The organism is Poseidonocella sedimentorum, from assembly GCF_900116005.1.
GTDB classification, from domain to species: Bacteria; Pseudomonadota; Alphaproteobacteria; order Rhodobacterales; family Rhodobacteraceae; genus Poseidonocella; species Poseidonocella sedimentorum.
The window spans coordinates 170,959-195,413 of sequence record NZ_FOYI01000005.1 but is presented as its reverse complement, the minus strand read 5'-3'; the positions used below and the strand labels follow the sequence as shown (position 1 = coordinate 195,413).

27 protein-coding genes are annotated in these 24,455 nt (G+C 66.3%); 7 read left to right on the top strand and 20 right to left on the bottom strand.

Going from position 1 to position 24,455, the window contains the following annotated elements; all coding sequences use genetic code 11:
• Positions 1 to 117 precede the first annotated feature (117 nt).
• The 6 genes from ccoP to BM353_RS09335 form a co-directional block, all read right to left on the bottom strand.
• Positions 118 to 984 carry a cytochrome-c oxidase, cbb3-type subunit III gene (ccoP, locus tag BM353_RS09360; RefSeq protein WP_092079778.1) on the bottom strand — a complete coding sequence of 289 codons (867 nt, stop codon included), beginning with the start codon at positions 982 to 984 and terminating at the stop codon, positions 118 to 120.
• Complete coding sequence (locus tag BM353_RS09355) at positions 977 to 1,153, bottom strand: cbb3-type cytochrome c oxidase subunit 3 (RefSeq protein WP_092079775.1); 177 nt, start codon at positions 1,151 to 1,153, stop codon at positions 977 to 979. The genes ccoP and BM353_RS09355 overlap by 8 nt, the downstream gene beginning before the upstream one ends.
• A 9-nt stretch (positions 1,154 to 1,162) precedes the next feature.
• The gene (ccoO, locus tag BM353_RS09350; RefSeq protein WP_092079772.1) at positions 1,163 to 1,888 is read right to left on the bottom strand and encodes a cytochrome-c oxidase, cbb3-type subunit II; all 726 of its coding nucleotides are present in this window, start codon (positions 1,886 to 1,888) and stop codon (positions 1,163 to 1,165) included.
• 11 nt (positions 1,889 to 1,899) lie between these two features.
• Positions 1,900 to 3,504 carry a cytochrome-c oxidase, cbb3-type subunit I gene (ccoN, locus tag BM353_RS09345; protein WP_092079769.1) on the bottom strand — a complete coding sequence of 535 codons (1,605 nt, stop codon included), beginning with the start codon at positions 3,502 to 3,504 and terminating at the stop codon, positions 1,900 to 1,902.
• Between the two features lie 103 nt (positions 3,505 to 3,607).
• Positions 3,608 to 4,960, bottom strand: a complete 1,353-nt coding sequence (gene hemN, locus BM353_RS09340; RefSeq protein WP_092079766.1) for an oxygen-independent coproporphyrinogen III oxidase — start codon at positions 4,958 to 4,960, stop codon at positions 3,608 to 3,610.
• A 111-nt stretch (positions 4,961 to 5,071) separates the two neighbouring features.
• Positions 5,072 to 5,767, bottom strand: coding sequence for a COQ9 family protein (locus tag BM353_RS09335; protein ID WP_092079763.1), 696 nt, complete (start codon positions 5,765 to 5,767; stop codon positions 5,072 to 5,074).
• Positions 5,768 to 5,872: 105 nt separating this feature from the next.
• On the opposite strand from BM353_RS09335, the gene rpsU reads away from it, so the two are divergent.
• On the top strand, positions 5,873 to 6,079 hold the full coding sequence (rpsU, locus tag BM353_RS09330; protein WP_005614280.1) for a 30S ribosomal protein S21: 207 nt from the start codon (positions 5,873 to 5,875) through the stop codon (positions 6,077 to 6,079).
• 167 nt (positions 6,080 to 6,246) lie between these two features.
• Here rpsU and mscL read toward each other — a convergent pair whose 3' ends face one another.
• The 7 genes from mscL to pyk all read right to left on the bottom strand — a co-directional run bounded on the left by mscL (position 6,247) and on the right by pyk (position 13,410).
• Complete coding sequence (gene mscL, locus BM353_RS09325) at positions 6,247 to 6,639, bottom strand: large-conductance mechanosensitive channel protein MscL (RefSeq protein ID WP_092079760.1); 393 nt, start codon at positions 6,637 to 6,639, stop codon at positions 6,247 to 6,249.
• A 221-nt stretch (positions 6,640 to 6,860) separates the two neighbouring features.
• Positions 6,861 to 7,310 (bottom strand): YtoQ family protein, encoded by a 450-nt coding sequence (locus BM353_RS09320; protein ID WP_092079757.1) that lies wholly within the window; start codon positions 7,308 to 7,310, stop codon positions 6,861 to 6,863.
• A gap of 20 nt (positions 7,311 to 7,330) precedes the next feature.
• Complete coding sequence (pheT, locus tag BM353_RS09315) at positions 7,331 to 9,727, bottom strand: phenylalanine--tRNA ligase subunit beta (RefSeq protein ID WP_092079755.1); 2,397 nt, start codon at positions 9,725 to 9,727, stop codon at positions 7,331 to 7,333.
• 233 nt (positions 9,728 to 9,960) lie between these two features.
• Entirely contained in the window at positions 9,961 to 11,031 is a 1,071-nt protein-coding gene (gene pheS, locus BM353_RS09310) for a phenylalanine--tRNA ligase subunit alpha (protein ID WP_092079752.1), read from the bottom strand.
• A gap of 194 nt (positions 11,032 to 11,225) precedes the next feature.
• Positions 11,226 to 11,588 carry a 50S ribosomal protein L20 gene (rplT, locus tag BM353_RS09305; protein ID WP_092079749.1) on the bottom strand — a complete coding sequence of 121 codons (363 nt, stop codon included), beginning with the start codon at positions 11,586 to 11,588 and terminating at the stop codon, positions 11,226 to 11,228.
• A gap of 13 nt (positions 11,589 to 11,601) precedes the next feature.
• Positions 11,602 to 11,802 (bottom strand): 50S ribosomal protein L35, encoded by a 201-nt coding sequence (gene rpmI, locus BM353_RS09300; RefSeq protein ID WP_092079746.1) that lies wholly within the window; start codon positions 11,800 to 11,802, stop codon positions 11,602 to 11,604.
• Between the two features lie 156 nt (positions 11,803 to 11,958).
• Positions 11,959 to 13,410, bottom strand: coding sequence for a pyruvate kinase (gene pyk / locus BM353_RS09295; protein WP_092079743.1), 1,452 nt, complete (start codon positions 13,408 to 13,410; stop codon positions 11,959 to 11,961).
• A gap of 197 nt (positions 13,411 to 13,607) precedes the next feature.
• On the opposite strand from pyk, the gene BM353_RS09290 reads away from it, so the two are divergent.
• Genes BM353_RS09290 through BM353_RS09280 form a run of 3 tightly spaced genes read left to right on the top strand, consistent with a single transcriptional unit; the run spans position 13,608 to position 15,353 of the window.
• Positions 13,608 to 14,411 carry an N-formylglutamate amidohydrolase gene (locus tag BM353_RS09290; protein WP_092079740.1) on the top strand — a complete coding sequence of 268 codons (804 nt, stop codon included), beginning with the start codon at positions 13,608 to 13,610 and terminating at the stop codon, positions 14,409 to 14,411.
• Complete coding sequence (locus BM353_RS09285) at positions 14,404 to 14,715, top strand: DUF1244 domain-containing protein (protein WP_092079737.1); 312 nt, start codon at positions 14,404 to 14,406, stop codon at positions 14,713 to 14,715. The genes BM353_RS09290 and BM353_RS09285 overlap by 8 nt, the downstream gene beginning before the upstream one ends.
• Positions 14,716 to 14,720: 5 nt before the next feature.
• On the top strand, positions 14,721 to 15,353 hold the full coding sequence (locus BM353_RS09280) for a DUF5671 domain-containing protein (protein ID WP_092079735.1): 633 nt from the start codon (positions 14,721 to 14,723) through the stop codon (positions 15,351 to 15,353).
• 28 nt (positions 15,354 to 15,381) lie between these two features.
• On the opposite strand, the gene BM353_RS09275 is transcribed toward BM353_RS09280, so the two are convergent.
• The 3 genes from BM353_RS09275 to dgcN are packed head-to-tail and all read right to left on the bottom strand — an operon-like array spanning position 15,382 to position 18,244.
• Positions 15,382 to 16,242, bottom strand: coding sequence for a D-amino-acid transaminase (locus tag BM353_RS09275; protein WP_092080026.1), 861 nt, complete (start codon positions 16,240 to 16,242; stop codon positions 15,382 to 15,384).
• 23 nt (positions 16,243 to 16,265) lie between these two features.
• Positions 16,266 to 17,231 (bottom strand): N-acetyl-D-Glu racemase DgcA, encoded by a 966-nt coding sequence (gene dgcA, locus BM353_RS09270; protein ID WP_092079732.1) that lies wholly within the window; start codon positions 17,229 to 17,231, stop codon positions 16,266 to 16,268.
• A gap of 11 nt (positions 17,232 to 17,242) precedes the next feature.
• Complete coding sequence (gene dgcN, locus BM353_RS09265) at positions 17,243 to 18,244, bottom strand: N-acetyltransferase DgcN (RefSeq protein ID WP_092079729.1); 1,002 nt, start codon at positions 18,242 to 18,244, stop codon at positions 17,243 to 17,245.
• A gap of 281 nt (positions 18,245 to 18,525) precedes the next feature.
• Here dgcN and BM353_RS09260 point away from each other — a divergent pair, with 281 nt between their 5' ends.
• The gene (locus BM353_RS09260) at positions 18,526 to 19,482 is read left to right on the top strand and encodes an L-malyl-CoA/beta-methylmalyl-CoA lyase (RefSeq protein ID WP_092079726.1); all 957 of its coding nucleotides are present in this window, start codon (positions 18,526 to 18,528) and stop codon (positions 19,480 to 19,482) included.
• Here the strand turns inward: BM353_RS09260 and BM353_RS09255 are convergent.
• Positions 19,479 to 19,928 carry an Lrp/AsnC family transcriptional regulator gene (locus BM353_RS09255; RefSeq protein WP_092079723.1) on the bottom strand — a complete coding sequence of 150 codons (450 nt, stop codon included), beginning with the start codon at positions 19,926 to 19,928 and terminating at the stop codon, positions 19,479 to 19,481. The two genes, BM353_RS09260 and BM353_RS09255, sit on opposite strands and share 4 nt — an antisense overlap.
• An 82-nt stretch (positions 19,929 to 20,010) precedes the next feature.
• Here BM353_RS09255 and BM353_RS09250 point away from each other — a divergent pair, with 82 nt between their 5' ends.
• The gene (locus BM353_RS09250; RefSeq protein WP_092079720.1) at positions 20,011 to 20,613 is read left to right on the top strand and encodes a LysE family translocator; all 603 of its coding nucleotides are present in this window, start codon (positions 20,011 to 20,013) and stop codon (positions 20,611 to 20,613) included.
• Positions 20,614 to 20,697: 84 nt separating this feature from the next.
• The gene (locus BM353_RS09245) at positions 20,698 to 21,660 is read left to right on the top strand and encodes an acetyl-CoA carboxylase carboxyltransferase subunit alpha (protein ID WP_092079717.1); all 963 of its coding nucleotides are present in this window, start codon (positions 20,698 to 20,700) and stop codon (positions 21,658 to 21,660) included.
• Positions 21,661 to 21,663: 3 nt separating this feature from the next.
• Here the strand turns inward: BM353_RS09245 and BM353_RS09240 are convergent, their stop codons facing one another.
• The 3 genes from BM353_RS09240 to BM353_RS09230 form a co-directional block, all read right to left on the bottom strand.
• Complete coding sequence (locus tag BM353_RS09240) at positions 21,664 to 22,509, bottom strand: C40 family peptidase (RefSeq protein ID WP_092079715.1); 846 nt, start codon at positions 22,507 to 22,509, stop codon at positions 21,664 to 21,666.
• Complete coding sequence (locus BM353_RS09235) at positions 22,506 to 23,888, bottom strand: leucyl aminopeptidase family protein (protein ID WP_092079712.1); 1,383 nt, start codon at positions 23,886 to 23,888, stop codon at positions 22,506 to 22,508. Before BM353_RS09235 ends, BM353_RS09240 begins: the two co-directional genes overlap by 4 nt.
• 102 nt (positions 23,889 to 23,990) lie before the next feature.
• Entirely contained in the window at positions 23,991 to 24,362 is a 372-nt protein-coding gene (locus BM353_RS09230) for a hypothetical protein (RefSeq protein ID WP_143104136.1), read from the bottom strand.
• Between the last annotated feature and the right edge of the window lie 93 nt (positions 24,363 to 24,455).

Genomic DNA, 24,455 nt, shown 5'->3' with positions numbered 1-24,455 from the left:
GGCAGCGCCTCATTGATCGAGGTCAATCCCGGGGGCGTTTGGGCGGTGAGAACGAGGCCCGGGCCCCCGGTTTGAACAGGGGCCCGCGGCGGGAGAGCTATGCCCGGCGGCTTCGGTCTATTCGCCACCGCCCAGGGCGTGGACATAGACCGAAACCGCGCGGACATCGGCCTCGGAGAGCCGCTGACCCCAGGCCGGCATCACGCCGAAGCGTGCGTAGCGGACCGTCTCCTCCAGAGCGGCGCGATCGCCTCCGTAGAGCCAGATCGCATCCCCGAGGTTGGGCGCTCCGAGACCGCGGTCGCCGGAGCCATCCTCCATATGGCATGCGGCGCATTGCGCGGCGAAGACCTCCCCGCCCGTCGCGGCGAGGGCGCTGTCGGCCTCCGCGCTGGAGAGGGAGACCACGTATTCGACCACGGCCTCGATCTCGCCATCCGAGAGCATCTCGTCAAAGGCGGGCATTTCCGAGTAGCGGGCGTCGATATCGGTATCGTTGCGGATGCCGTGGCGGACGCTGTAGGCGATATCGTCCATCGCGCCGCCCCAGAGCCAGTCGTCATCGAGCAGGTTGGGATACCCGCGCGCGCCGGCGGCGCCGGAGCCGTGGCACTGGCTGCATTGCGCGCGAAAGACCGCCGCCCCGCGCGCCACGCCGTAGCGGTGCAGATCGTCGCTGCTGCTCATCACTGCGAGATCGGCCTCGACCAGCCCGATCGCAAGATCGGCGTTGCGCGCCTCGTGGGCCTCGATGTCGGCGGCCACATTCGCGCGGGTCGACCAGCCGAGCACGCCGCCCGTCGCCCCGCTGATCATCGGCCAGGCGGGATAGGCGATGGTATAGCCGATGCCCCAGATGATCGTGAGGTAGAAGGTCCAGAGCCACCAGCGCGGCAGCGGGTTGTTGAGCTCTTCGATCCCGTCCCAGGAGTGGCCGGTCGTCTCGACCCCCGTGGCATCATCGATTTTCTTGTGATCACTCATCGTCTCGGTTCGCAATGCTCTGGTTACGGAAAGGGATCATGCTGGCGTCGTCCCGGTCGCTTCGCAGGCTCGGCCAGTAGGCCCAGAGACCCACGCCGAGAAAGAAGAGGACCATGCCCAGAAGGACCCAGCTGTCGGCGAATTCACGCAAGAGGGAATAGGTATCCATCGGCGCCTCCTATCGGCTCGGCTCGGGGGTGAAGGTCGAGAAATCGACCATCGTGCCCAGCACCTGCATGTAGGCGATGAGCGCATCCATCTCGGTCAGCGCCTCCTGCCCGTCGAAATTGCCGATGGCCGCGCCGGGATAGCGCTCCAGCAGCCCGTCGGTATCGGCATCCGGGTCGGCCTGGGCATTGAAATCCGCGTAGGCCGCGCTGATCTGCTGGTCGGTGTAGGGCACGCCGACGAAGCGGTGCGTCTCCATCAGGGCTTCGATGTGATCGGGCTCGATCGGGGCGCGGGCGAGGAAGGCGTATTTCGGCATGACGCTTTCGGGCACCACCGATTGCGGATCGGTGAAGTGATCCACGTGCCACTCGTTGGAATAGCGCCCGCCGACCCGCGCCAGATCCGGCCCGGTGCGCTTGGAGCCCCATTGGAACGGGTGGTCATACATGCTCTCGGCGGCGAGGCTGTAGTGCCCGTAGCGCTCGACCTCGTCGCGCATCGGGCGGATCATCTGGCTGTGGCAGACGTAGCAGCCCTCGCGGACGTAGATGTCGCGCCCGGTGAGTTCCAGCGGGCTGTAGGGGCGCACGCCCTCCACCTCCTCGATCGTGCTTTCCAGCCAGAAGAGCGGCGCGATTTCCACGATCCCCCCGATGGTCACCACCAGCAGCGAGAAAGTCAGCAGCAGCGACGGGCTTTTTTCAAGAACCGCGTGTTTGTCGAGAATGGCCATGATCGCGTTCCTTATTCAGCCGGTGCCGCGTGGGGCAGCGGGGCGTGGGCGGGCTTGGCGCCGCGGATGGTCGCCCAGATGTTCCAGACCATGACCAATGCACCGGCGAGGTAGAGAACACCGCCCAGACCGCGCACCACGTACATCGGGAACTTGGCGCTCACGGTGTCGGCGAAGGAGTTCACGAGGAAACCCTGGTCATCGACCTCACGCCACATCAGCCCCTCCATGATGCCGGTCACCCACATCGAGGCGGCGTAGAGAACGATGCCGATGGTCGCGAGCCAGAAGTGGGCATTGATCGCCGAGATCGAGTGCATCGCCTTGCGTCCCCAGAGCCGCGGCACGAGGAAGTAGAGCGCGCCGAAGGTCACCATGCCGTTCCATCCGAGCGCACCGGAGTGCACGTGGCCGATGGTCCAGTCTGTGTAGTGGCTGAGCGAGTTGACCGCGCGGATCGACATCATCGGGCCCTCGAAGGTCGACATGCCGTAGAAGGCGAGGGAGATGACGAACATCCGGATGATCGGATCGGTGCGCAGCTTGTCCCACGCGCCCTGCAGCGTCATGAGCCCGTTGATCATCCCGCCCCAGGAGGGCATCCAGAGGATAATCGAGAACACCATGCCCAGCGTCGAGGCCCAGTCGGGCAGCGCGGTATAGTGCAGATGGTGCGGCCCCGCCCAGATGTAGAGGAAGATCAGCGCCCAGAAGTGGATGATCGAGAGCTTGTAGCTGTAGACCGGGCGGCCCGCCTGTTTCGGGACGAAGTAGTACATCATCCCCAGAAAGCCCGCGGTGAGGAAGAAGCCCACGGCATTATGGCCGTACCACCACTGCGTCATCGCATCCTGCACCCCGGAGAAAACCTGCACGGATTTGGAGCCCCAGATGCTGACGGGGATGCTGATGTTGTTGACGATGTGGAGCATCGCCACGGTGATGATGAAGCTCAGGTAGAACCAGTTCGCCACGTAGATATGCCGCTCGCGGCGCACCACGATGGTCCCGAGATAGACCACGAGATAGGCGACCCAGACGATGGTCAGCCACAGATCGGTGTACCACTCGGGCTCGGCGTATTCCTTGGATTGCGTCCCGCCCAGCAGGTAGCCGGTCGCGGCCAGCACGATGAAGAGCTGGTAGCCCCAGAAGACGAACCACGCGAGCTTGCCGCCGAAGAGCCGCACGCCGCTGGTACGCTGCACCACGTAGAAGGAGGTCGCGATCAGGGCGTTGCCGCCAAAGGCGAAAATCACCGCGCTGGTGTGCAGCGGGCGCAAGCGGCCGAAGTTGGTAAAGGGCTGCCCCCATTCGAAATTCAGCTCGGGAAAGGCGAGCTGGAAGGCGATGAACGTGCCCACGAGGAAGCCGACCACCCCCCAGAAGGCCGTCGCGATGACGCCGTAGCGGATGACATCGTCGAAATAGCCGGTGTGCGGGTCGGCCACGGGTTTGGGCTCGTCGGTATTGCGCAGCACCCAGATGAACATCGCGGAGGCGATCAGCATGATCAGAACGGCATGCACCTGATAGGACAGGTCATGGGCGTAGTTCGCCCCCATCGCCGCAAAGAGCGCGATCAGCCCCAAAATACTCAGTTTTAGATAATCCATGGACGCCTCTGAAGTTGCATCTGCCCGCGTGGCCGGTTGGTCTTTGGACCCGTGCTACCGGGCCCGGGGCCGCGCTTCGTTGATCTGGGTCAATCGGGCCGGCCTAAACGGCCAGGCTGTGGCGGTCGGGGGAAGGTCTCGCCGCATCGAGCGCACTCGCGACGATCCGGATGAACGGGGTATGGTGCGGCCCGACCCGGAGCACCGCGCCATCCCACTCCAGCAGATCGGGAAATTGGCGGAGCAGGTCTTCGGCCAGTGCCTGCGGGTGCACCTGCGCATCCTGAAACACCCGCGACAGATCGCTCACATGGATCGACCCGTAGCACATGACCTCCTCGATCATCGTGGCGATCACGCAATCGGACACGCTCATCTCATGGCCCTTGGCGCCGGCCAGACCGTGGCGCCCGATCCGCTCCTGATAGGCCGCCGTGGCCACCGCGTTCTGGACATAGCCTTGCGGGAAGCGCGAGATCGCCGAGGCCCCGAAGCCCAGCAGGACCTCCGCGGGATCATCGGTGTAGCCCTGAAAATTCCGCTTGAGCCGCCCGGCCCGCTGCGCGAGCGCCAAGCCATCGGAGGGCTGCGCGAAATGGTCGATGCCGATCGCGACATACCCCCCGGCGGTGAGCCGGTCCGCCGCGCGTTCGGCCATCTCCAGCCGCGCTTTCGGGTCCGGAAGCGCCTCGTCCGGGATCATCCCCTGCCGCTTGGACATCCAGGGCACATGGGCATAGCCATAAAGCGCCAACCGGTCTGGCCGCAGGCGCAGGACCGTCTCGATCGTCTGCATCAGGCTCATCTCGTCCTGATGCGGCAACCCGTAAAGCAGATCGAAATTGATGCTCCGCAACTTGGCCGCCCGGAGGTAATTCACCACGCGCACGGTCTGGGAGACGGATTGCATCCGCCCGATCGCCTTCTGCACACCCGGCTGGAAATCCTGAATGCCGATGGAGGCGCGGTCGAGCCCGTGGGCCAGCAACACATCGAGCACCTCTTCGGGCGCGTCCGTCGGATCGACCTCGACCGAAAACTCGAAGTCCGGCGCCGTGCCGAAGGCAGAGAACACCGCCGTGAGCAGCCTGTCCATCAGCGCGGGCGCGAGGATCGTCGGCGTCCCGCCCCCCAGATGCAGCCGCGACATGCGGATCCCGGGCGCCAGATGCCGCCGCGCGCTCTCTATCTCCCGCAGCAGGTGCTCGACATAGGCCTCCACCGGCCGCATCGTCTGTGTCCCCTGCGTGCGGCAGGCGCAAAACCAGCAGAGCCGCCGGCAGAACGGGATGTGGATGTAAATCGAGACGGTCTCGTCATCGTCCAGCGCGTTCAGCCAGACGGCCTGACGGCGATGCCCCATCCCGTCTTCGAACCGGTTGGCGGGCGGGTAGCTCGTGTAGCGCGGCACCCGCGATGAAAACAGGCCATACTTTTCAAAAAGATCATGCTCCATGCCCCCCGCTCTACGCGACGCCGGGCCGGTAACGTTTGATCTGAATCAAAATCCTCGGTCAAAGAGGGCGCCGCGCGTCGTTTCGCGGGGGTTTGGATCCAGGCCGGCTCCTCAGGATCCGCTTGCCCAATGGCCCGGCTCCGCGTCCCGGTCCGGCCCTTTCGGCGCGCGCACCCGTGAGGCCAGCCAGTTCGGCCCGGCGAGAAGCGCGCCGAGCACCGGCGCCTTGCGGGCCTTCGCCTTGAGCTTCTCGATCTGCATCACGTCGTCGATCCGCCGATCGAGGAACTCCCAGGTCTGCTGGTGCCCGGGGCTGGTATCGCCCAGCCAGTAGAGCACCGTCGAGGAGTAGACGCCCGACAGCGTGGCGCGCTTGGTGTACCAGTTGAGATCATCCGAGCTATCGCCCAGCGTGGTCCAGATGAGATCGCACGTCCCCCAGATCAGCTTGGCCCCTTCCGGCGCATGAGGCGGCAGGGCAAAAAGCGTGACCCCGCGGCGCACCGCTTCCTTGTCTTGCGTCGCCTCCAGCCGGTAGCGCACCGCCGCCGCGATCCGGTCGCGGAACCGCATCCCGGCCAGATCCGCCGCCTCCAGCCGCGCCACCATCTGCGCATCCCCGCGCCGGTGAAAGGCGACCGCGAGGTCCAGCGCCCCGCGCGGACAGATCGCCTCGGCCAGCGCCGGATCGATGCCGGAATCGCGCACCGCCGCGGTGAAACTGGCCCGGGTCCAGCCATCGAACGGCACATGCATCAGCGCCGCATCAAGCAGCTTTGCGCGGATATCCTCATCGTCTGCGGTCATCGTTTCACCTTCCCTGCACGGCTCTGGACAAACTAGGGCACCCTTGCTATACGGCCACCTCCTGCAAATCTTTGCAACTCAAACTAGGAAGGTGGTGACAACCACATGCAGGTTAGTGTTCGCGACAACAACGTCGATCAGGCACTGCGCGCCCTGAAGAAAAAACTTCAGCGCGAGGGTGTGTTTCGGGAAATGAAGCTCAAGCAACATTTCGAGAAACCGTCCGAGAAAAAAGCGCGGGAGAAGGCCGAAGCGATCCGCCGTGCGCGTAAACTCGCGCGCAAGAAGGCGCAACGCGAAGGGCTCCTCTAAGAGCTTATTCTACGAGAGCTTTGCTCAGACGACCCCCGCGGCCCCGCCCCGGGGGTTTGTCGTTTTTGGGGGGTGCCTTTCGCGAGTCAGCCGCGGCCCCCAACGCAAAACGCCCGAGCCATGGCCCGGGCGTCTGTTTCGATTTCATGGCCTGCCGGCCCGCGCGATCACTTCTTGAGAAGCTCGCGGATATCCATCAGCAGGTCTTTCTCGGAGGGGCCCGTGGGGACCTCTTCGGCGACATCCTCATCGCGTGTGGCCGATTCCTTGACGCGGTTGACCATCTTCACCAGCATGAAGACGACCCATGCGATGATGAGGAAGTTGATGATCGCCATGATGAAGTTGCCATAGGCAAAGATCGCACCGTCTTCGCCTTCGCTCAGGCGGATGCCGAGGCCGGAGAAGTCTATACCGCCGGTGAAGAGGCTGATGATCGGGTTGATCAGATCGCTCACGAGCGAGGTGACGATTGCGGTGAAGGCCGCGCCGATGATGATACCAACGGCCATGTCCATGACGTTGCCCTTGGCGATGAAGTCCTTGAATTCCTGAAGCATGTTCACTGTCCCTTTGCGGAATAAACCTTGGCCGTTTTGGCCATTCACTTGTTGATCGACATGCGTCCCATGACGAGCACCCAGCATCGATGGGGCTCGGTTAATGTGACTTCGGGGCAATGTCCACAGTTTGAGTAAAGAATGGGCGGGCGGCGCAAAGCGACGTTAGGTCATTTCCCGCCCCGGCGATCTGACGCCGGGGTTGCCAATCGTCGGCGCGATCAGCCGGGCAGCGCGCCCGTCAGCACGTAGCGCAAGATCTCCACCACCTGCCGCGGCTCCGAGGCCACCGCGAGCGCCGCGGCGTCCACCTCCTTGAGCGCGTGCTGGTGATCCGGCCCGTGCAGGATGATCAGCGACTTGCCGAGCGCCGCCGCATAGCCCGCGTCAAACGCCGCATTCCACTGCTTGTACTTCTCGCCGAACCGGACGACGACGACATCCGCGTCCTCGATCCCCTTGCGCGTGCGGATCGCGTTGACCATCGCGCCCTTGTGGTCGTGCCAGTACTTGTCGGCCTCGGCGCCGAGTATCGCCACGCCGCAGTCATCGGAGGCCGCGTGATCGGTCACGGGGCCGTGGAACGCCACGTCGAGCCCCTCGGCGCCCGCAGTGATCTGCTCGCGCCAATCGGTGTGGATTTCGCCGGAAAGATAAACCTTGAGGGTCATGACTGTCTCCTTTTTGCGCCTCAACCGCGCAACGTGCCACCGGTGGCCTTGGCCACTTTCTCCACGATCTTGGCCGACACCGCTTCGATATCCGCGTCCTTGAGCGTGCTGTCCCTGGGCTGCAGGCGCACGGTGATCGCGAGGGATTTCTTGCCCTCGCCGAGGCTGCCGCCGATGAATTCGTCGAACACGCGGACCTCGTCGATCAGCGCCTTGTCCGCGCCCTGCGCCGCGTTCAGCAGCGTGAGCGCCTCGACGCCCGCGTCCACCACAAAGGCGAAATCGCGCTCGACGGCCTGAAGGTCATTGAGCTCCAGAGCCGGGCGCGAGACGCTGGCATTGCGCGCCATGGGCACTTCGGCTGGCCAGATCACGAAGCCCACCGCCGGGCCTTTGACATCCAGCGCGCTGAGCACCTTGGGGTGCAGCTCGCCGAAGACCGCCAGCGTTTTCTTGGGCCCGAGGCAGATGCGCCCGTGCCGGCCCGGATGCCACCAGCCCTCGCCACCGCGCAGGATCTGCACTTTGGCGGGCGCCCCGATCGCGGCCAGCACCGCCTCGCAATCGGCCTTGGCATCATAGAGATCGACGGGCCGCGCCGCGCCGTGGACATCCTTGTCGCCGGTCTGTCCGATGAGCACCCCGGCCACCGAGAGGCTCTGCTCCTCCGGCTCCCCGCCGTGGAACGTCGCGCCGACCTCGAAGAGCGCCATGTTGCCCGCGCCCCGCGCCTGATTGCGCGCCGCGGCCCGCAGCAGGCCCGGCAGAAGCGAGGGGCGCATGTGGCTCAGATCGCGGCTGATCGGGTTGGCGAGCATGGTGCCGTCATCGCCGCCGCCGAAAAGCTTGGCCGCCGCCTCGTCGATGAAGCTGTAGGTCACGCATTCATTGTAGCCGAGCGCCGCCGTCGTCCGCCGCGCCGCGCGCTCGCGCAGTTGCGCCGGCGTCATGACCGGGGCGGGTACGCCGTCCGAGAGCCGGGGCATGGGTTTGCCCTGAAGCCGGGTGAGCGAGGCCATCCGCGCGACCTCTTCGACCAGATCCGCCTCGCCCAGAACATCGGGCCGCCAGCTCGGCACATGGGCCATATCGCCATCCAGTCGGAAGCCGAGCTTGGTCAGGGTCTGGCGCTGTGCGCTCTCGGAAATCTCCATCCCCACGAGCGATTCCACCCGCTTGGCATTGAGCCGATAGGCGCGCGACGTGTCCGGGACCTTGCCCGCAGTCACCACCTCCGACGCCTCGCCGCCGCACAGCTCGAGGATCATCGCCGTCGCGGCCTCCAGCCCCTCGGGCGTGAACGCGGGATCGACGCCACGTTCAAAGCGGTAGCGCGCGTCGGAATGGACCTTGAGCGCGCGGCCCGTGAGCGCGATGCGCACCGGGTTCCAATAGGCACTCTCCAGGAAGACATTGACCGTCTCACCGGTGCAACCCGTCTCCTCACCGCCCATGATCCCGGCGATGCTTTCCGGCCCGTTGGCATCGGAAATCACCAGCATGCCGGGCTCGAACCTGTAGGTTTTCTCGTCGAGCGCCTCCAGCGTCTCGCCGCCCGCGGCCCGGTGCACGCGCAGATCGCCCGTGACCTTGTCCGCATCGAAGACGTGCAGCGGCCGGTTCTGATCGAAGGTGAAGAAGTTGGTGATGTCCACCAGCGCGGAAATCGGGCGCAAGCCGATGGCGGTCAGCTTGTCCTGCAACCACTGCGGCGACGGGCCGTTCTTGACGCCCCGGATGACACGGCCACAGAAAAGGGGGCAGTCTTCGAGCGCATTCTCATCGATCGAAACCCCGATGGGCGAGGCAAACTGGCCGGGCACCGCGGCGATCTCCTGCGGCTTCAGCGTCCCGAGCCCGCGCGCCGCGAGATCGCGGGCAATGCCGCGCACGCCGAGCGCATCGGGGCGGTTGGGGGTGATCGCGATCTCGATCACCGGGTCCACCTTGGCCGGATCGTTCTGCGCCAGCCAGTCGACGAACCGCCCGCCGACCTCGCCGGATGGCAGCTCGATGATCCCGTCATGCTCCTCCGAGAGCTCCATCTCGCGCTCGGAACACATCATGCCGAAACTCTCGATGCCGCGGATCTTGCCGACGCCGATGGTCGTGTCGATGCCGGGCACATAGACGCCGGGCCTGGCGATCACCACCGTGATCCCCTCCCGCGCATTGGGCGCGCCGCAAATGATCTGGGTCTCGCCCTCACCGGTCTCGACCTGACAGACCTTGAGCTTGTCCGCATCGGGGTGCTTCTCGGCCTTCACCACCTTGCCGATGGTGAAATCCGCCAAACGGGCCGCGCGATCCTCGACCCCTTCAACCTCGAGCCCGAGATCGGTCAGAACCTCGACGATCTCGTCAAGCGTGCTTTCGGTTTCCAGATGCTCCTTGAGCCAGGACAGCGTGAATTTCATCGTATTCTCTCCTTGAGGAGAAGGCTTTGGGATTTGACGGGGTCGTCGTATCAAACAGCGCGTTAATCGATATCTAGTTTAACGCCAAAGTGGCCTTGGTCCTCACCATCTTTCCACCCACCTACCACGACCGCTTTAACTCGCACTCTTGGTAAATCAGGGTGATGTCGTCCTAATCTTTTCCGAAAGGCTTTGGCATCTTTAACTCTTTTGTCTGCCAAACCAACTGAACACTATTCACATAGCCCCCCATGCAGCGTCGGCACGTTCAGCGCGCTGAACCCGTAGTGCCGCAACCAGCGCAGATCACTGTCGAAGAAGGCGCGGAGGTCCGGAATGCCGTATTTCAGCATGGCGATCCGGTCGATTCCCATGCCGAAGGCAAAGCCCTGCCACTCGTTGGGGTCGATGTTGCCGGCCTCGAGCACCTTGGGGTGGACCATGCCGGAGCCCAGCACTTCGAGCCAGTCGTCGCCCTCGCCGACCTTGACCGTGCCCCCTTCCCACGAACACTGAATATCGACCTCGGCGGAGGGCTCGGTGAAGGGGAAATGCGAGGCGCGGAACCGGGTCTTCACCTCGGTGCCGAAATAGGCGCTGAAGAACTCTTCGAGGACCCATTTGAGGTTGGCCATCGAGATGTCCTTGCCGAGCGCAAGCCCCTCGACCTGATGGAACATCGGCGTGTGGGTCTGATCATAATCGGCACGATAGACGCGGCCGGGCGCAATTATGCGGATCGGCGCGCCCTGCGCCTGCATGGTGCGGATCTGGACCGGCGAAGTGTGGGTGCGAAGAACATGCGGGGGGCGATTGTCGCCCTCGGCGCGGTGCATGTAAAACGTGTCCATCTCGGCGCGGGCGGGGTGGTGGCCGGGGATGTTCAGCGCGTCGAAGTTGTACCAGTCATCCTCGATCTGCGGCCCCTCCGCCACGGCAAAGCCCATCTCGGCGAAAATCGCGGTGCACTCTTCCCAGACCTGGCTCACCGGATGGATCGTCCCGCGGCGCTGCGGCCGCACCGGCAGCGTCACGTCCAGCCACTCCTCGCGGAGCCGCGCATCGAGCGCGGCATCCGCGAGGGCCGCCTTCTTGGCGGCCAGCGCGGCGTTGATCTCGTCCTTCAGGGCATTGAGCTTCGGGCCTGCGACCTGGCGCTCCTCCGGGGTCATCCGCCCCAGCTCACGCATCTTGAGGCTGACCTCACCCTTCTTCCCGACGGCCTGCACCCGCAGCGCTTCGAGCCCCGTCTCGTCCGCGGCATCCGCAATGGCCGCAAGATATTTTTCGCGCAGATCGTCCATCCGACCCTCCAGCTTCGTCGCCCGCCTGACTAGCGACAGGAGCCACGGGGCGCAAGCCGCTTGGGCCGGGCCGCAAGGCCCGGACCGAGCTCATGTCGCAGGCGCCGCAAGGCGCCTTCCGCTTATGAAGAGCCCCAAACGCGAAACGCCGCGGGGTCGACCCGCGGCGTTTCAAAATCACATTGCTCGGGCGATCAGGCCAGAGCGGCTTTCGCCTTCGTCACGATCTCGCCGAACGCGGCGGGCTCGTGCACGGCTAGATCGGCCAGAACCTTGCGGTCCACTTCGATCCCCGCCAGCGTCAGCCCGTTGATGAAGCGCGAATAGGTCAGCGCCTCGTCGTGGCTGCGCACGGCTGCGTTGATCCGCTGGATCCACAGGGCGCGGAAGTTCCGCTTGCGGTTCTTGCGGTCGCGCGTGGCGTACTGGTTGGCCTTGTCGACGGCCTGCGTGGCGACACGGAAGGTGTTCTTGCGGCGGCCGTAATAGCCTTTCGCTGCCTTGATGACCTTCTTGTGGCGGGCGTGTGTGGTAGTACCACCTTTAACTCGGGACATGCTTCAGGCTCCTTTAGCGGTCATAGGGCATATAGCCCTTGACGATCTTTGCATCCGGTGCGGAGAGGGTCGTGGTGCCCCGAGCGTCGCGGATGAATTTCCTGGTTCGCTTGATCATGCCGTGCCGTTTGCCCGCCTGGGCGGCAAGGACCTTGCCGCTTGCGGTCGTCTTGAAGCGCTTCTTGGCGCTCGACTTCGTCTTCATCTTTGGCATTTCCGTCTCCTGTCTTGAGGTCGGTCTAACGCGCGACTCGGCATGCCATACCGGCCGGCCACGCATCGAAGCGCGCTCCTACGACAAACGCGGAGCGCTGGCAAGGGGGATCTTGGCGCCATGTGCGCGCCAAGACCCTGGCTTACGCACTCGGACTCACTCTTCGTGTTCGTCGGCCGAGATCAGATGTTCGGCGCAGGGCGCGACGCGCAGGATGTTTGTCGTCCCGGTCTGGTTGAACGGCACGCCCGCGGTCACGACGATGAAATCGGTCTCTTCGGCATAGCCCAACTCGCAGGCCGCCCGTATCGCGCCGGTCACCGCCTGCTTGAAGCGGGTCATGATCTCGGGCGAGTAGAACGTCGTCGTCCCCCAGCTCAGCGTCAGGCGCCGCGCCGTCCCCATAAGCGGAGAGAGCGCGACGATCGGCACGCCCGGACGCTCGCGCGAGGTGAGCAACGCGGTGGTGCCGCTCTGGGTATAGCAGCAGATCGCCTTGATATCGGTCGCTTCCGCGATTTCGCGAGCCGCCGAGACGATCGCATCGGCCACGCTCGCGCGATCCACCGACCGCGACGCCGCGAGGATGCCCGCATAGTTGGGATCGCCCTCGACCTCGATGGCCACGTCGTTCATCACGCCCACGGCTTCGATCGGGTAGGAGCCGGCCGCCGATTCCGCCGAAAGCATGATCGCATCCGTGCCCTCGTAGATCGCCGCGGCCACGTCGGAGACCTCGGCCCGCGTCGGCATCGGGCTCTCGATCATGCTCTCCAGCATCTGCGTCGCAACAACCACCGGCTTGCCCGCCTTGCGGCACATCCGCACGAGGCGCTTCTGAATGGTCGGTACGTTCTGCAACGGCATCTCGACGCCGAGATCGCCCCGCGCCACCATGATCCCGTCAGACGCGTCGAGGATCTCGGCAAAGGCCGTCACCGCCGCCGGTTTCTCGACCTTGGTCATGATCGCGACCTTGCCGCCCGTCAGTTCGCGCGCCTCTTCGATGTCTTCCTTGCGCTGCACGAAGGAAAGCGCCAGCCAGTCGAATTCGAGCGTCATGGCAAAGGCGAGATCGGCGCGGTCCTTCTTGGAGAGCGCCGCCAGCGGCAGCACCACGTCGGGCACGTTCACGCCCTTGCGGTCGGAAATCATGCCGCCCGCGACCACTTCGCAATCGGCGTAATCATTGCCGCAGTCGAGCACCTTGAGCCGCACCTTGCCGTCATTGACGAGCAGCCGCGCACCGGGCTCCAGCGCCGCGAAAATCTCCGGGTGTGGCAGGCACACGCGGCTCTCATCGCCCGGCGCGGGATCGAGATCCATGCGGAATTTCGCCCCGGCCTGGAGATCGAACGCGCCGTTGGCAAAGGTGCCAACGCGCAGCTTCGGGCCCTGCAGGTCGACCAGAATGCCGATCGGGCTGTTGAGGTCCGACTCGACCTTGCGGATGATGTCGTAGCGCGCCTGAACGTCCTCGTGGCTGCCGTGGCTCATGTTGAGGCGGAACACATCCGCCCCCGCCTCGTGCAGCGCCCGGATCGTCTCATAGTCGCTCGACGCCGGTCCGAGCGTCGCCACAATCTTGACCTTCCTGTCGCGTTTCATCTGCCTGTTGTCCCTTTGTGTCGATGCCCCTCGCGGCCCCGGCAGATCGATGCCGTCGCCCTGCGGGCGGAGCTTTTACCGCGGCGGAGCACTCACTTTGCCCCACGCGTTACCGCTAACAAGTTCGGCCGCGTTATGACCCAATTCCATTTCCCGCACAACTGCTCTAAGGGGTGTCCGAGCAATATGACGCAGACATGACATACCAGCCTTTTTACACCATTCCCGCCCCCTCGCCCAGCCGGTGGCTGCTGACCTGCGATCACGCGAGCAACACCGTCCCGCCCTTCGTCGGCGGCGGCGAGCTGGGCTTGCCAATGTCGGACATGGCGCGCCACATCGCCTATGACGTCGGCGCGGCAGGGGTCACGCGGCGCCTTGCTGAAGCGCTCGGCGCAAGCGCGGTCCTGTCCAACTTCTCCCGCCTCGTGATCGATCCGAACCGCGGCGAGGATGACCCCACCGTGCTGATGCGGCTCTCTGACGGCTCGATCATCCCCGCGAACCGCCACGCGGACGCGGCGGAAAAGGAGAGGCGGCTGGAGCGCTGCCACCGGCCCTATCACCGCGCGATCGCCGAGACGGCGGCGGCGATCGAGGATCCGGTTCTCGTCTCGGTCCACAGCTTCACGCCGCAGCTGCGCGGGAGGCCCCACAGGCCCTGGCAGATCGGGCTGCTCTTCGCCGAGGACACGCGTCTCGCCCGGCCGGTGCTCGACATCCTTCGGACCGACCCCGAGATCGCCGAGGCCGTGCGGCAGGAAAGCGGCGCGCCGCTCTGCGTGGGGGTAAACGAGCCATACTCGGGCTATCTGCCAGGTGACGCGATCGACCGCCACGCGACGGCAACCGGCCGGCTGAACCTGCTGATCGAGCTGCGCAATGACCTCATCGAACACGAGGACGGCCAGCGCGCCTGGGCGCATCGCCTCGCCTCGGTGCTTGACCGCGCCCTGCCGCGCGCCATGATGACAGAGCAGGAGGAGATGCAGAATGGATGACCAGACCCGGATCGAGCTCGAGGCCGCCGCCTTCCGCCGCTTGCGCCAGCACCTGATGGAAGACCGCACGGACGTGCAGAACATCGACATGATGAACCTCGCCGGTTTTTGCCGCAACTGCCTGTCGCGCTGGTACCAGGAGGCCGCCAACGCGCGCGGCATCGAGATGGGCAAGGACGAGGCGCGCGAGATCTTCTACGGCATGACCATGGCCGAGTGGAAAGCCAACCATCAGACCGATGCGAGTGCCGGGCAACAGGAGGCCTTCAAGGAGTCCTTCGCCAAGAACGTGGGCGAGAGCTGAGCGCGATGCGCCCCGCCGACCGGCTTGTGGGCTTCGTCGGAGAGGCCCTGCGCGCCGGGCGCAGCCGGGCCGATATCGAAGCGGCGATGATCGGCGCGGGCTGGTCGGAAAGCGAGATTCGCGCCGCGCTCGGGGCCTGGGCCGAAACCGGGTTCACCCCGCCGGTCCCCCGCCCGCGCACCGGGCCCTCGCCGCGCGAGGCGGTGATCTTCGGGCTGATGTTCGTCGCGCTCGTGATCAGCACGGTGTCAATCCTGCGCCTTGGGTTCGAGCTTGCCGATGCGCGGCTGGGCGATCCCTTTGCCGAGCGCGGCCTCGGCAACTGGGGGATCCGGCGGGCGCTGGCCGGGCTGATCGTGTTCTTCCCGCTCTTCCTCTGGCTGGACCGCAAGGTCCGCCGCCTGACCCTCGCCGATCCGGCCAGCACGCGCTCGCCCGTGCGGCGCTGGTTCGCGGCGCTGACCTGCTTCATCGCGGCGCTCGCCCTGCTGACCGACCTGCTCTTCGTGATTCAGGGCCTGCTCGGCGGGGAAACCGCCCTGCGCTTTTTTGCCAAGGCGACCCTCGTCGCCGCCGTCGCCGGCGCGATCCTGCTGTACTATCGCAGCGAAATGCAGAGCCCGGACGAGGCGGCCTGACCTCCGCTCCCGCCCTGAAATGCGCCCCTCAGACGGCGGCTTTGCGGCTTTCCTCGAGATAGATCTCGCGCAAGCGCTTCGCGACCCGGCCGGGCGTGCCCGCGCCCACCGCCGCGCCGTCGATTTCGACCACGGGCATGACAAAGGTGCTCGCCGAGGTGATGAAGGCCTCGTCCGCGTCCTGCGCCTCTTCGATGGTGAAGTTGCGCTCCTCGACCTGCATCTGTGCCTCGCGGGCAAAGCGCAGCACGGCGGCGCGGGTGATGCCATGGAGGATGTCGGTCGACAGGCCGCGCGTGATGATCTTGTCGCCCTTGACGATATAGGCGTTGTTCGAAGTGCCCTCGGTCACGAACCCGTCTTCGACCATCCAGGCATCATCGGCGCCTGCGGCCTTGGCCATCATCTTGCCCATGGACGGGTAGAGGAGCTGCACCGTCTTGATGTCGCGCCGGCCCCAGCGGATGTCCGGGATCGAGATGACGCTGATGCCGGTCTTGGCCGCGGGGGCCTCGGCCATGCCGGGCTTGGACTGGGTGAAGAGCACCACGGTCGGCGCGACATCCGGCCCCGGAAAGGCAAAATCGCGGTCGGCGGGCGCGCCGCGCGTGACCTGGAGGTAGATCATCCCGTCGGTGAGGTCGTTGCGGATGACCAGCTCGCGGTGGATCTCCAGCAGCGCGTCCTTGCTCATCGGCTCGGCCATGTCGAGCGCATCGAGCGACCGCTTGAGCCGGACCGCGTGGCCGTCGAAATCGATCAGCTTGCCGCCCAGAACGCTGGTGACTTCATAGACCCCGTCCGCCATGAGAAAGCCGCGATCGAAGACGGACACCGTCGCATCCGCCTCCGGCACATAGTCTCCGTTGACATAGACAATTCTCGACATCTCGTTTTCTCCTTCGTCAGCTCTCAGCCCCACAGCGCGGGACGGGCGGGATGGACGCCGCGCGCATCGTAGTGCAGCGGCGCCTCGCGGTCTTCCGCCAGAAGCAGGGGCGCGTCAAGATCCGTCACCGCCGCGCCCTGCGCCACCAGCGCCGCCGGGGCCATGGCGAGCGACGAGCCGATCATGCAGCCGACCATGATCGCATAGCCCTCCGCCAGCGCCGCGTCCCGCAGGGCCAGCGCTTCGGTCAGACCGCCGGTCTTGTCGAGCTTGATGTTCACCATGTCGTATTTCCCGCGCAGGCCGGGCAGGCTGGCGCGGTCATGGCAGCTCTCGTCGGCGCAGATCGGCACCGGCCGCTCCATCTCGGCCAGCGCGTCATCGGAGCCCGCGGGCAGCGGCTGCTCGACCATCTCGACCCCGAGGCGCATCAGGTGCGGCGCGAGCGCGGCGTAGCTCTCCGGGCTCCAGCCCTCGTTGGCATCCACGATGATCCGCGCGTCCGGCGCCCCGGCCCGCACGGCCTCCAGCCGCTCCAGATCGTCCTCGGTGCCGAGCTTGATCTTCAGCAGGGGGCGCGCGGCATTGGCCCGGGCCTGGTCGCGCATCTTCTCGGGCGCGTTGAGCGAGAGGGTGTAGGCGGTGATCTCCGGGCCAGGGCGGGGCAGGCCCGCAAGCTCCCAGACCGGGCGGCCCGCTTGCTTGGCCTCCAGATCCCAAAGCGCGCAATCGACCGCGTTGCGCGCCGCGCCGGCGGGCAGCAAGTCCTGCAGGCCCGCGCGATCGAAGGCCGCCGGCAGGCCCCGAATCTCGGCCTCTACGCTCTCAAGGCTCTCATCATAGCGCGCGTAGGGCACGCATTCGCCGCGCCCGATGTGCCCGCCCTCGGCGATCTCGACCGTCAGGACATGTGCCGCCGTGCGCGAACCGCGCGAGATGGTAAAGGCCTGGGCCAGGCGGAAAACGTCGCGCCGGATGGTGATCTGCATCGCCCGCCCCCTCAGGACGCGATCAAGGCATCGACCAGCCGGGCCGCGCCCTGCCGGAACGGATCGACCGCGGGCAAGCCCATGCGCGACTCCACCTCGGCGAGATATCGGACCGCCTCTTCCTCGGAGAGCGCCGAAGTGTTGACCGAAACCCCAATGATCCGCACGTCCGGATTGGCGATCCGCGCGATCGGCAGCACCAGATCGCGCAACGCCTCAAGGCTCGGCACCGCCCGGTCCGGCAGGCCTCGCAGATGCGCGCGCGTGGGCTCATGGGCGAGCACAAGCGCATCGGGCGCCCCGCCGTGGATGAGCGCCATGGTCACGCCGGAAAAGGAGATGTGAAACAGGCTCCCCTGCCCTTCGATGTGGTCCCAGTGATCGGGGTCCTGATCCGGGGTCAGCCACTCGACCGCGCCGGCCATGAAATCGGCCACCACCGCATCGAGCGGAACGCCGTTGCCGGTGATGAGAATGCCGGTCTGGCCGGTGGGCCGGAAGCTTGATTTGAGCCCCCGGTTCTTCATCTCCAGATCCATCGCGAGCCCGGTGTACATCTTGCCGACGCTGCAATCGGTCCCGACGGCAAGACAGCGCTTGCCCGTCCGCGGCAGGCCGTTGGCGATGGGATAGCTCTCGCTCGGAACGCGCACGTCATGGAGATGCACGCCTGTCGCCTCAGCCTTTGCCACAAGGTCGGCCTCTTCGCGAAGCAGATTGTGCAGGCCCGAGGCAATGTCGAAGCCAAGGTCCATCGCCTCCAGCAACACCGATTTCCACGCCTGCGAAATGACGCCGCCGCGATTGGCCACCCCGATGACGAGCGTCTTGGCCCCGGCCGCGCGCGCTTCTTCGAGCGTCATATCCGGCATGCCCACGCTCGCCTTGCAACCTTCCATGCGCAATTGGCCAACCGCGTTTTGCGGGCGCCAGTCGCGAATGCCCTGCGCGACCTTGGCCGCGAGTTGATCGGGTGCATCCCCAAGAAACAGAAGGTAAGGTGTCGGGATCATTGATCTCTCCGAAAAAATGTGTCGCCCCTGACAAACCGTGTGCCGGCGAAGCCGTCAAGCCGGAGCCTTCGATCTCATGCGGTCGAGGCCCTGTCGCGTGTGGGCGGGACGCAAATTCGACCAATAGCGACACGGGCGCGACACGGGCGGACGCGCCCCACCCGCGCGCCGCGGCGCAGCAGCCGTTTCTGCGCCGCAACATTTTCCGCCTTGCGATTGCGTGCGCAATTTAATAACCACCAAGGCAGTTATTGCGACACATCCTTACTCGGAGGCCCGAAATGAGCTTCAAGATCCAGCCCGCCGCGCCCGCGCGCCCGAATCGCTGCCAGCTCTTCGGCCCCGGCTCCCGGCCCGCGATTTTCGAGAAGATGGCCGCCAGCGCGGCCGATGTGATCAACCTCGATCTCGAAGATGCGGTCGCCCCGGCGGACAAGCCCGAGGCGCGGCGCAACATCATCGAGGCGATCGGCGATGTGAATTGGGGCGACAAGACACTCTCCGTCCGGATCAACGGGCTCGACACGCCCTATTGGTACCGCGACGTGGTGGACCTGCTGGAGAACTGCGGCGAGCGGCTGGACCAGATCATGATTCCCAAGGTCGGCTGCGCCGGCGATCTCTATGCGGTCGACGCGCTGGTCACGGCGATCGAAGCTGCCAAGGGGCGCAAGAAGCGCATCGCCTTCGAGGTCATCATCGAGACCGCCGCGGGCATCGCCCATGTGGAAGAGATCGCCGCGGCCTCGCCCCGGCTGGAAGCGATGAGCCTCGGGGCCGCGGATTTCGCGGCGTCCATGGGCATGGCCACCACCGGGATCGGTGGCACGCAGGAAGACTATTACATGATACGCGAGGGCCAGAAATACTGGTCCGACCCGTGGCACTGGGCCCAGACCGCCATCGTCGCAGCCTGCCGGACACACGGCATCCTGCCCGTCGACGGGCCGTTCGGCGATTTCTCCGACGACGAGGGATTCCGCGCCCAGGCGCGGCGCTCGGCCGTGCTCGGGATGGTCGGCAAATGGGCGATTCACCCCAAGCAGATCGCGCTCGCCAACGAGGTTTTCACCCCCTCGGACGCAGCCGTCACCGAGGCGCGCGAGATCCTCGCCGCGATGGAAGAGGCACAGGCGCGCGGCGAAGGGGCGGCGGTCTACAAGGGGCGGCTGGTCGATATCGCCAGTGTGCGGCAGGCGGAGGTGATTGTCCGTCAGGCGGAACTCATCGGCCTCTAGACCCCGGCCCGCCCATCCTTGGGCGAGCCCATGACCACATAGGTCACAAGCCGCGTGACCTGCGGAATCGTGCCCAGCACATCACCGTGAAACCGCTTGTAGGCGGCCAGATCCGCGCAATCCACGCGCAGCAGGTATTCGATCGTGCCGGTCACGTTGTGGCATTCCGTGACCTCCGGCGCGGTTGCGACCACGCGCTCGAAGGCGTCCTGCGCCGCGCGCGAATGCTCCGTGAGCCCCACGCCCACATAGGCCGAAAACCCGCGCCCCAGCTTGGCCGGATCGAGCACCGCGCGATAGCCCGCGATCACGCCCGCCGCCTCCAGCGCCGCCACCCGCCGCAAACAGGCCGACGCAGACAGCCCGACCCGTTCGGCCAGCGCCTGGTTGGAGATCCGCCCGTCGGCGGTGAGGGTCTGCAATATCTTGCGGTCAATCGCGTCCATGGCGGCATCTTATTGCGCAAATTGCGCCAGACGTCGAGAGATCGCAATTTCATCGCGCGGGCGCGGCGTTAAACCTTGCGCCATGACCTTGGTTACGCTTCTCCCGCTTGTGGGCTTCTGCCTCTCCTCCGCGCTCTCGCCCGGCCCCAACAACCTGATGCTCATGGCGTCGGGCGCCAATTTCGGCCTCCGGCGCAGCGTGCCGCACATGGCCGGCGTGGGGCTCGGCTTTCCGGCGATGGTCGCGCTTGTTGGCCTCGGAGTGATGGGCCTTTTCGACCGCGTGCCGGGCAGTTACGAGGTCCTGCGTATCCTCTCGGCGCTCTACCTTCTCTGGCTCGCCTGGAAGATCGCCACGGCCCAGCCCACCGGCGCGGCACAGCCCGATGCCCGAGGGCGCCCGCTGAGCTTCCTGCAGGCCAGCGCATTCCAGTGGGTCAACCCCAAGGCGTGGTCCATGGCGCTCTCGGCAATCACGCTCTTCGCCGCCTCGCGGGATGTCCTCGGCGTCGCCCGCGTGGCCGGGGTTTACGTCTCGGTTTCGGTGCTCACCACCACGAGCTGGGTCCTGCTGGGCATTTTCGCCGCCCGCCTGCTCGACACGCCGCGACGGCTCGTCTGGCTCAACCGGGCAATGGCGCTCCTTCTCGCCGCAACGCTCCTTCAGGTACTGCGCCTCGGGTAGGGGCACGGGTAACGCCATGGTTGCATCGCCCCCGGTTTGGCCTATATGCGGAACCCAACGGGAGACGGGCTGAGGCACACGCGCATGAACAACTATCTCGACTTCGAGAAACCTCTGGCCGAGATCGAGGGCAAGGCCGAAGAGCTGCGCGCCCTCGCACGGCAGAACGCGGACATGGACGTCAATGACGAGGCCGCGGCGCTCGACACCAAGGCCGCGAGCATGCTCAAGGACCTCTACTCCAAGCTCACGCCCTGGCAGAAATGCCTCATCGCGCGCCACCCCGAACGCCCCCATTGCCGCGATTACATCGAGCGCCTCTTCTCCGAATACACCCCGCTCTCCGGCGATCGGAACTTCGCCGAGGACCACGCGGTCATGGGCGGGCTCGCGCGGTTCAACGACCGGCCCGTGGTGGTCATCGGTCACGAGAAGGGCCACGACACCAAGAGCCGCATCGAGCGCAATTTCGGCATGGCCCGGCCCGAAGGCTACCGCAAGGCCGTGCGCCTGATGGACCTCGCGGACCGGCACCGGCTGCCGGTTATCACGCTCGTCGACACGCCCGGCGCCTACCCCGGCAAGGGGGCCGAGGAGCGCGGCCAGTCCGAAGCGATCGCCCGCGCCACCGAGAAGTGCGTCCAGATCGGCGTGCCGCTGGTGTCGGTCATCATCGGCGAAGGTGGCTCCGGCGGGGCCGTGGCCTTCGCAACGGCCAACCGCGTGGCGATGCTGGAGCATTCGGTTTATTCGGTGATCTCGCCGGAGGGCTGCGCCTCGATCCTGTGGAAGGATGCCGACAAGATGCGCGATGCGGCCGAAGCGCTCCGCCTGACGGCCCAGGATCTGCAGAAGCTCGGCGTCATCGACCGCATCATCGCCGAGCCGCAAGGGGGCGCGCACCGCAGCCGGGCGCAGGCGATGGACGCGGTCGGCGCGGCGATAACCAGCATGCTCGACGATCTCGCCAAGGCCGATGCCAAGACGCTGATCCACAACCGGCGCGCCAAGTTCCTGTCGATGGGCGCCCGCGGCCTCGCGGCCTGAGGTCTAGCCAGAGGTCAGCCGTTTGTGCCGCGTGACCGGCCCGTCGCCCTGCGCGGCGATCCGGCCCGTCGCTTCGGCCAGCCCCTCAACCGCGACGGCCATGTGATGCACATTCGCGTGGATCACGTGATCCGCATCACGCACCCAGGCCACATGCCCTGTCCAGAAGAGCAAATCCCCGCGCGCGGGCGGCGTACCCGCCGGCACATCCTCGCCCAACGCTTCGGCCTGCAGATCGCTATCCCCCGCGGCCGCGATCCCATGGGCGAGACAGGCGGCCTGCACCAAGCCGGAACAATCGATGCCGAACCCGGAATTCCCGCCCCAGAGGTAGGGCGTGCCGATAAACCGCTCCGCCTCCGCAACCGGATCCAGCGCAGGACGAGACAACGGCTCCAGATGCGCTGACGGCAAAAACCCCTGTGGCGTCTCGCAAAACCGCCCCGAAGTGCCGATAACCTGGACCCGCGCGCCATAACTCAGCGCCGCAAGATCCGCGGCCTTGAAATCCGCCTCCGCATAAAGATGCGTCGACCGCGCAGAGATCCGATGCGTCACCGGCAGAGCTTCCCCCAAAACCCCCGCGCGCAGGTACCCGCAGTAACCGCAGCGCGCGAGCGTGACAAAGGCCCAACCGTCCTCGATCTCCCAGACCGTGACACCCTCGCCCGTCACCACCTGGCGCTGTCTTTTGCCGCGCGGCGCGTGCAAGAGATCCGCCACGGGCGCCGAAATCTGGCGCGCCGCTCCCTCGACAAATCGCGCGGCGGTGACGTGTCCGCGCAGGGCGGCGGAGGCCACGCGGCCGTTGGCGGGCGTCAGGCGCGGATCGCGCGCGGGATCGCTCACAGCCCCAGAGCGTCTGGCACCGCGGCCAGCAGGGCGCGGGCGCCCTGACCGGCCCCGCCCTTGGGCCGGGCGGGCGCCGCCGCGGGTTGCCAGCCGTAGATGTCGAAATGCGCATAGCGCGCGCCGGCGGTAAAGCGGCGCAGGAAGAGCGCCGCGGTGATCGACCCGGCAAATCCGCCGGCGGGCGCGTTGTCGAGATCGGCGATCCCGGGCTCGATTATCGCTTCATAGGCAGGGTGAAACGGCATCCGCCAGACCGGATCGGCCGCGCCCGCGCCCGCCGCCGAGAGCCCCGCCGCGAGCCCATCGTCATCGGTATAGAAGGGCGCGAGATCGGGTCCGACGGCCACCCGCGCAGCGCCGGTGAGCGTGGCCATCGACACCAGCAGATCGGGCGCCTCTTCCGCAGCCAGGGCCAGCGCATCGGCCAGCACGAGCCGCCCCTCGGCATCGGTGTTGTTGATCTCGACCGTCAGCCCGTTGCGCGCCGTCAGGATGTCTTGAGGCCGGAAACTTTCGCCCGAAACGCTGTTTTCCACCGCCGGGATCAGCACCCGCAGCCGCAGGGGCAGCTCGAGCGCCATGATCATCCGCGCCAGCCCAAGCACCGTCGCCGCACCGCCCATGTCCTTTTTCATCAGGCCCATGGAGCTTCCCGGTTTGAGGTTGAGCCCGCCCGTATCGAAACAGACCCCCTTGCCGACCAGCGTCAGTTGCGGGCCCGCCGCGCCCCAACGCAGATCGAGCAGCCGCGGCGCACGCGGCGAGGCGCGCCCGACTGCGTGGATCATCGGGAAATTCCGGTCCAGAAGATCGGCCCCGACGATTTCCTCGAAGCGCGCCCCGAACTCCACCGCCAGCGCCTTGGTCGCGGCCGAGAGTTCTTCGGGGCCCATGTCGGAGGCCGGGGTGTTGATCAGATCGCGTGTGAGCGCCTCGCCCGCCGCCATCGCCTCGATCTGAGCCGCATCGATGCCTTCGGGCGCCACAAGCCGCGCGCCATTTGCCGCGCCGGATTTGTAGCGGGTAAAGCGATATTGCGAGAGCAGCCAGCCGAGCGCCTCCGAGGCAAGCGCCTTCTCGGGCACCCCGCCATCGAGGGCATAGTCCCCGGCGGGCAGTTTCGCCGCCGCGGCGGCAAGGTGAAACCGGCCCCGTTCCCGCGATTTGGCATCGCCGTAGCCCGCCAGCGCCAGCGCAGGGCGCCCTGCGTCATCGAGCAGCAGAGCCGCCTGCCCCAACGCGCCGGTGAACCCCAGCGACCGGGCTGCGGCCGCCTGGGGCGCATCGAGCGATGCGAGCGTTTCGTCAATCTGAGAGGTGTCCACCGCCAGCACAGGCACGGCGGCGGAAGAAGGCGCGGCAAAACTCAAAGGCATGGAGGCTCCGGCAAAGGGGTGTTTGCCCGAACCCTGCCTCGCCGGCGCGCCCGGCGCAAGACCGATCCCCCGGCGCCCCGCCGGCCCGGCCCCGAGGCCGTCTCAGCAGCCGTATTCCTGCCGCTCCCAGAAGGCCATGAGCGAGGCCTCCCCGAGCCGCATCAGCCGCGCCTCGATGGCCGCGCGCGCCACTTGATCGTCATTCGACAGCGATTGCTGCAAATCACCCGCCACCTGCACCAGCCGGATCATCCCGAGCCGACCGGCGACCTTGGAGACCCCCGAGGCTGCCATCCGGATCCCGGCCTCATCGCGCGCGGCGCAGATGCGCTCCAGATGACCAAGCCGAACGGCGAGCTCCTCCAGCGCATTGCAGAGCACCTCTTCGGCCTGATAGGGATCCAGCACCCGCGTCAGTATTTCCAGAGGCGCAGCTTCCAGCCCCGCACACTCTGTCCGTCGGAGTTCACTCACCTTACCCACTCACTGTCCTTTCCTTCAAAGGCCCCCACGGCCACACGCCCGATCTAGATGCAATTCTTTCCCAAATCGTTGAAGCCGCCCCCC